The organism is Alkalibacterium psychrotolerans, assembly GCF_054784355.1.
Map to the genome: position 1 here is coordinate 1 of NZ_BAAGPH010000112.1, position 5,995 is coordinate 5,995.

Consider the following 5,995-nt stretch of genomic DNA (forward strand, 5'->3'; position numbering starts at 1 on the left):
CCTCCTGGAGTACGTGTCTTAGTCGACAACCTAATTGTACCATATGGGGGGGTTCCTTTTTTCTATGTTTTAAAAAAGTTGATTTATCAGGTGTTAAACACGACAAATAATTATGAAATTGGCTCAAATAAAAACAATTGAAAGGAAATATGATTAAAATGACTAAAAAAATATTTGTTAGTTTTGCAATTGAAGATAAGCCCTTAAGGGATTTCTTGGTAGGGCAAGCGAGAAATGAAAAATCTCCATTTGAGTTTATAGATATGTCAGTAAAGAAACCTTGGGATTCACAATGGAAAACTAATTGCCGTAGAAAAATTAAAGGTTGTGATGGTGTTATCGCTATTCTAACAAAAAATACGAAAAAAGCCGATGGACAGCTTTGGGAAGTTAAGTGTGCAAAAGAGGAATTGATTAAAATTCGTGGTATTTGGGGTAATCAAGATTACCATCCGTCATCGCTTCCTTCCGAATTTGATGGAGTACGAGTTGTTAAATGGACATGGAGTAATATTGCAAATTGGATTGATACTCTATAAGAGAGGGGATTTATAATGAGAAAGGCATTAGTTGTTGGCATTAATGATTATCCTAATGCTCCGCTGTATGGATGTATTAATGATGCAAATATGTTTTCAAGAGTTATCGAGAGTAACGGTGATGGCGCTCCTAACTTTGATATTAGACATAGAAATGATGTTAAGACAAAGTCTGAGCTTAAAGGGTTAATAACTGAGTTGTTTTCTGGTGATAGCGATACGGCTTTGTTTTATTTTTCAGGTCATGGTCATTTAGATGAAATAGGGGGATATATAGTAACTCCAGATTACCAACCGCATGACTCTGGAGTATCAATGGATGAACTATTGACTATTGCCAATAAATCTAAAGTGAAAAATAAAATTATTATATTAGATTGTTGTCACTCAGGTGCGTTGGGAAATCCAAAAGTTACTGGAGATAAAGCTGCTCATATCGGGGAAGGTGTTTCAATACTCACTGCAAGTAAGGATGACGAGCCATCAATGGAAAGTGGCGGACAAGGAGTTTTTACAAGTTTGCTATTAGATGCTTTAGGTGGTGGAGCTGCCGATTTAAGGGGGCATATTACTCCTGGAAGTGTGTATGCTTACATAGATCAGGCACTCGGTTCTTGGGATCAAAGACCGGTATTTAAAACCAATATCACTAGGTTTACATCCTTGAAAACAGTTCAGCCAGCAATACCTATTGAAACTTTGAGGAAAATTATTGATTACTTTCCTACACCAACAGAAAAATATGACTTGGATCCATCGTTTGAAGATACGAATGCAGAAGTGGTTGAACATATAGTAACTGAGCCGTATGCAAATCAAACTAATGTTAGGGTTTTTAAGGACTTACAAAAATTAGAGAGTATAGGTCTAGTTATTCCTGTGGATGAGGAACATATGTATTTTGCAGCAATGAACTCAAAGTCATGTAAATTAACAGCCTTAGGTTTTCATTATTGGAGGTTAGTTAAAGAGAAGAGAATTTAGGAGAATTCTAACATTGGTTTTATATATAATGACATATATAAGGTGAATCGTTGAAAACATATATACCGAGGACAATGTGACCATATAAGTTGAATTAAATATTTTACAACCGAATACACAATCGGTCGATTACTTCAGGGAGTCGTCCGTTCACATCCGCCAGGAAACCGCAAACCGCCTTCTTGATTTTCAGGATATGGTCAAAAAAGAAATTGTTAATGATTGCTTCCTTGAGCCAATACCATACCCCGTCCACCTGATTCAGCTGAGGACTGGAGGGAGGCAGGAAGACGAACGCTAGGCGCTCGCAGTTTTCTTTAAGAAAAGGCTCAATCAACTTTACGTGGTGGATTCGTGCGTTATCCAATACCATCACGATTTTACCAGTGGAGTATTCCCGTAAAATCCGTTCCAAAAAGTGGAGAAAAGCTGCTGCGTCGTAGGTTCCTTCTTCTGTACAAATGATTCTGCCGGTTTCGTAATCCAACGTACCAATCAGTTTTACTCCTTTGTGTTGGTTGTAGGTAGGTATTTTCCGTTGATGGCCACGTAGAAATCAGGTGCGTCCGATCGCTTGGTAAACCGGATCATGGTTTCGTCCTCGAACAGAATGTGATCGATGTCGCCATTCAGTTATTTTTTTAGATTTAGAAAGGTTTCTTCTGTAAACTTTTTCTGTTTTTCGGGTTCTGCTTTTTTCAGGGTATATGTCGGTTGAGTCCAGCTGAGACCGAGCCGCTGAAGAAGGGTCGACACCCCTTTTAGCTGTATTCATGACCCCATTCTCGTAAAATCAGGTCACACACCAGCGCCAATGTCCAATTAGCACGGGCTGTGAAGTCCACTTCTTCCGGAGTATGTTAAGCGACATCTTGGACCAGTACTGCTTCCTGCTCATCCGTCAGTCGGGAAGGCCGTTCGCTCTGTTTTTTGGAGACCAGGCCCTGAAGCCCGCTCTGGCTGTAGTTTTTCACATAGCGGCTGACAGTTTGTTCATCACGGCCAATGATGTGGGCAGCTTCTTTTTTGGTGCGGCCTTAGAGAACCAGCCTAACGGCCAGGTAGCGATCGTACAATCGGTGGTTGTCTAATGCTTTCATCGCTTTTTTCAGTTCACAGGTTTGGCGTTCTGTTTCTATGTTCTTCACTCCTCCTGGGTTTTCTTATTTATACTCCCATAAGAGGAAAAGTGTAGGAAATTTAGCTCAACTTATACAGAAAGGAATATACAAATGAATTATAACGAATTTGAAAGTATATTTACTGAAAACTGTAATATTTATCTGGATACTAATTGTTTACTTTCTTTGTATAAAATACCTGAAGATTTATTTAATAGCTATACTGAAGCATTAAAAAGTTTACCACATGATATAAGAATTTCACATACTGTAAAACAAGAATACGAACGCAATAAGGTTAACACCATACAAGACACACAAAAGAAAATAAGTAATACTATTACTCATTTAGATAAAAATATTAATGGTCTCTCTGATAAATTAAACCAATTAAAAAAAGATATACGTCTACATGATAATTCAGAGTTGCCTGATATTAAAAATCTGGAATATCATTTCAAAGAGTTGGAAAATAACTTTGATATATTTAAAAGTTCTAGTCTTCTAAAACCTTCTTCTAGCAACGATAAATTTAAAAAGATTGAAGAATATATTAACAAACTTTTTGGACCAAATAATATGATCAAAAAGAAAAACGAGTCAGAAAGAATAAAATGTATTATTGATGGATATGTTCGAGCAAAACATAAATATCCTCCTGGTTATGTGGATATGAATAAAAAATATTACAAAAGAAAAAGAGACGCTGAGAAAAATAATAAAAACTTGAACATCAATGATTTAAGTGATTATTTAGGAGATTACTTCATTTGGACGGACATCATTTTCGATGACATAAAAAATAACAGTAATAAATTGTTTGTTACTAATGACATGAAAGAAGATTGGTGGAATGTTCCTTCTACTAAAAATATAGAAGAATACACACCTCGAAAAGAATTAGAAGATGAATTTCACTCTATAAATATCGATTCAAAAATTAATTTTATTCCATTTAATTTATTTATCTATTACTTATCGGTATACACAAAAGAGAATCTTTACGAAAGTTATTTTATAGCAAATAATAATCAGATTTTTATAGGGGATATAGAAGATTATCTTATACAAAAATTAAGTTTAAGTATCGAAAGTGATCTTTTAAATGATTATCAAGTAAATAAAGGTTTAAAAGTTCAAGATTTCGAAATAAATATAGAGACTGTTTCTATCTATTCTTGTAATCTTTTAGACACCGAGGAGGAAACAAACACAGAAGATGATACTAAAAGAATAATATTCTACTCTGAATATTATTTTGAAGGTGAAGGAAGTTGGAAAGTCTCTCTAGGACTCGAAAATGATGTATACGAAATTAACTCAGGAAATTTTCGAATGGACGATGGAAACATATCAGTAAAATCATCACTTGAATTTTCAATAAAGATAATTCACCCTGAAGAGCTAAAAGATGTTAAAGACATGCTTGTTTTAGAGAATCATCAAATACTAGAATATTATGATGAGATAGAAAGTACAATTACTATCAATGATTATTACTACGAAGAAGATCTCGATTATTATCACTAGGGTTTTATTTCTTCAATATTGAGCACTTAAACCCATAGCCGCAATCGAAACGAGTGGACGGAAATTATGGATTTACTCATACCGAGAGTCCGTATTCGGCATGAGTGGAGCTAAAATTGAGGCTGACTTATACCGAATATCGATTTTAAAGGTCTTTATGGATGGAAGGAATTTTTTCTATGCAGCGAAAAATAACCACCAAACTACAAACAGAACGTGTTGATCTCAACTAACTCAATGCCGGTAACTTTACTTTGTGTATCATCTTCTAGTATAGAACTGTATACAGTAATTTTCTTGATTTTTTATCCCTAAAGTAATGTGCCGGTTCGTATAGTGGTTGTCGTGTGATAAAATATAGGCAAACTGGATTGTGACAATGGAAAAGGGTGGACAGATGATCAATTTAAATCGTTTTGAGAGTCAAGTCAATGCGACGATTTTAAAACGAGGGAAAGGCTACTATGAGGAGGGTTTTGTAAAAAAAGTCTCCAAAATAGTTCCCGATACATTTGAATTCGAAGTGTTTGGAACCGAAACTTACCGCGTGAAAGTAAAAAAAGATAGTAAGAATAACATTCTTTCTTCCTGCACGTGTCCATATAATAGGGGAAAGGTCTGCAAACACGAGGTTGCGACATTTTATGAATTGAGAACATGCTTAAATAGAAAGAACAATGTTGAAGGACCAGACGGCGTAAAGAACAACAGTGACCGAACGCTTGAAGAAATTCTTGTTTCCTTACCGAAGGAAGAGCTCGTCCGACTGATCACCCAAAGAGCAGCTGTTGATCCAAGCCAAGAACATCATTTACGCTTGCAGTTTGGCAATCTTTCTCCTGAAGATGAGTTAAACGAAAGCAAACGATTACTTCAGGCGATAAGTGAAAAGTATTGCGACTATAGAGGATTCATATATGCGAACCGAACTGATGATTACGCTGCAGAGATGGGACAAATACTTAATAGAACGGTAGCGATCAAGAATCCGTTAATTGCTTGTGATATTGCGTTTCTAGTCATGAATGAAGCACTGGAACGTTTAGAATATATCGAGGATGATGACTGGATTATTGGAGAAGTAGTGGATGATTGTATAGAAGTTGTGAAAAGTATTGTTTCCAGTGAGCTGACTGTAGAGAGTAAGCAGGTTTTATATCAGAAAATCACTAAACACTTGAGTCAGGATAGTGAGTCCGTGTGGTGGAAGGATTATCAGGAGCCGTTGTTTGAAGCGCTTCTAATACTTGCACAGGAAGAAAGCATTAGGGAAGCCTATATCGAAGAGTTAATGAGACGAGTAAAGAAGGGAAACAGCTGGTCAGTACGATATGATAATGAGCGCTATTTGAATCAGGTCTTTCGTTTAATCGAGAAAACAGGAGACGAAGACGAACAGCTGCTCTTCTTGCTAAACCATGTAGAATATGGGACGTTTAGAAAAAAGCTGATCGACATCTACACTGAAAAAAGAGATTATCTAAAAGTGATTCAATTAGCTGAAGAAGGAGAACGGCACGATAAAGAGTATCGAGGTTCTGTAAGTACCTGGAAAGCGGCTAGATACGAGGCCTACAAGAAGGCGGGGATGATGAAAGAGCAACGAATATTGGCAAAAGAACTCTTTTTAGCTGGTGATTTTGATTATTATTCTGATTTGAAAAAATTATCTGAGAATGATGAAAGTACCTTGTACCTGAATAATTCATACTTTTTAATTGAAACCGTATGAAACTGCCTAACGGCAGTCTGATAATTACTTTTTTAGTTTCACCCCTTAAGTGATGAAAAAAGAACCCCATTCTGCTATGGTAAAGGTAC

4 protein-coding genes and 1 pseudogene are annotated in these 5,995 nt (G+C 36.1%); 4 read left to right on the forward strand and 1 reads right to left on the reverse strand.

Features of this window, described 5'->3' with window-relative positions:
• The first annotated feature begins 158 nt into the window (after nucleotides 1-158).
• Complete coding sequence (locus ACYVLS_RS09455) at nucleotides 159-539, forward strand: hypothetical protein (protein WP_460323906.1); 381 nt, start codon at nucleotides 159-161, stop codon at nucleotides 537-539.
• A gap of 15 nt (nucleotides 540-554) precedes the next feature.
• Nucleotides 555-1,523 carry a caspase family protein gene (locus ACYVLS_RS09460; RefSeq protein WP_460323908.1) on the forward strand — a complete coding sequence of 323 codons (969 nt, stop codon included), beginning with the start codon at nucleotides 555-557 and terminating at the stop codon, nucleotides 1,521-1,523.
• 103 nt (nucleotides 1,524-1,626) lie between these two features.
• Here the strand turns inward: ACYVLS_RS09460 and ACYVLS_RS09465 are convergent.
• Nucleotides 1,627-2,623, reverse strand: a pseudogene (locus ACYVLS_RS09465) (IS630 family transposase).
• A 132-nt stretch (nucleotides 2,624-2,755) separates the two neighbouring features.
• On the opposite strand from ACYVLS_RS09465, the gene ACYVLS_RS09470 reads away from it, so the two are divergent.
• Both ACYVLS_RS09470 and ACYVLS_RS09475 read left to right on the forward strand, forming a co-directional pair.
• Nucleotides 2,756-4,174, forward strand: a complete 1,419-nt coding sequence (locus ACYVLS_RS09470; RefSeq protein WP_460323910.1) for a PIN-like domain-containing protein — start codon at nucleotides 2,756-2,758, stop codon at nucleotides 4,172-4,174.
• A 379-nt stretch (nucleotides 4,175-4,553) separates the two neighbouring features.
• Nucleotides 4,554-5,906: an SWIM zinc finger family protein gene (locus tag ACYVLS_RS09475; RefSeq protein ID WP_460323912.1), complete on the forward strand. Its 1,353-nt coding sequence runs from the start codon at nucleotides 4,554-4,556 to the stop codon at nucleotides 5,904-5,906.
• The last annotated feature ends 89 nt before the right edge of the window (nucleotides 5,907-5,995 follow it).

Excerpts from the sequence above, each read along its gene's own strand:
- ACYVLS_RS09455 (WP_460323906.1), top strand. The coding sequence starts at position 159 with ATGACTAAAAAAATATTTGTTAGTTTTGCAATTGAAGATAAGCCCTTA.
- ACYVLS_RS09460 (WP_460323908.1), top strand. The coding sequence starts at position 555 with ATGAGAAAGGCATTAGTTGTTGGCATTAATGATTATCCTAATGCTCCG.
- ACYVLS_RS09470 (WP_460323910.1), top strand. The coding sequence starts at position 2,756 with ATGAATTATAACGAATTTGAAAGTATATTTACTGAAAACTGTAATATT.
- ACYVLS_RS09475 (WP_460323912.1), top strand. The coding sequence starts at position 4,554 with ATGGAAAAGGGTGGACAGATGATCAATTTAAATCGTTTTGAGAGTCAA.